This is a genomic window from Vibrio sp. 03_296, assembly GCF_002265885.1.
Window position 1 is genome coordinate 1 of the sequence record NZ_NPKW01001347.1, and the last position, 618, is coordinate 618.

A 618-nucleotide genomic window follows, 5' to 3' on the forward strand; every position below is an offset into this window, starting at 1 on the left:
CGTGACTAAACATAACGCCGCGTTAAGGGGTGAGTGCCGCCTAAACCAAGTTTCCGCAGACCACTTTCACCACCAAAACTCACTGCAAACCAAAAATGCCACGCGGCATGAATCCCTCTTAAACGCCTTGTTATGCTTAAGCTTCAATGAGTTACGTTTKACTCARAACCAAGATTAACTCGACTTTGATTCACAAACAAAAGCCAAAACGTAGAAAACCGAAATGAATCATAGTTTTGATAATCAGGCTCAGAATTTTGGCAAATCCAGTTTGAAGTTTGAAAACCTAGAAATGGATTTCTGATTGAGCCAACCGCCACAACCTCGCGCTTACCCGACAATTGAATGAGGCTATTCTCTGAATTTCTAGCGCCAAAGAATAAGAGTCCGAAAAGCAGCGCTCACAAAAGCCAACTTGCCGACAAACACCAAACTGAAAAGCCAAGGGAACAAAGAAAAACCATAACCAACTGATTTTACTTGATTAAGCATAACGCCGCGTTAAGGGGTGAATGCCGCACAAACCAACTTCCTGCAGACCACTTTCATCACTAAAACTCACGCATACCAAAATGCCATGCGGCATGAATCCCTCTTGAACGCCTTGTTATGTGAATT

The 618-nt window shown here is 43.0% G+C and carries 1 protein-coding gene and 1 pseudogene; both read right to left on the reverse strand.

The window, feature by feature from the left end; translation table 11 throughout:
• Positions 1-5 precede the first annotated feature (5 nt).
• Positions 6-134: a DUF3265 domain-containing protein gene (locus tag CIK04_RS32085; protein WP_128824578.1), complete on the reverse strand. Its 129-nt coding sequence runs from the start codon at positions 132-134 to the stop codon at positions 6-8.
• A 350-nt stretch (positions 135-484) separates the two neighbouring features.
• Positions 485-618 (reverse strand): annotated as a pseudogene (locus tag CIK04_RS32090) (DUF3265 domain-containing protein); the annotation flags it as partial.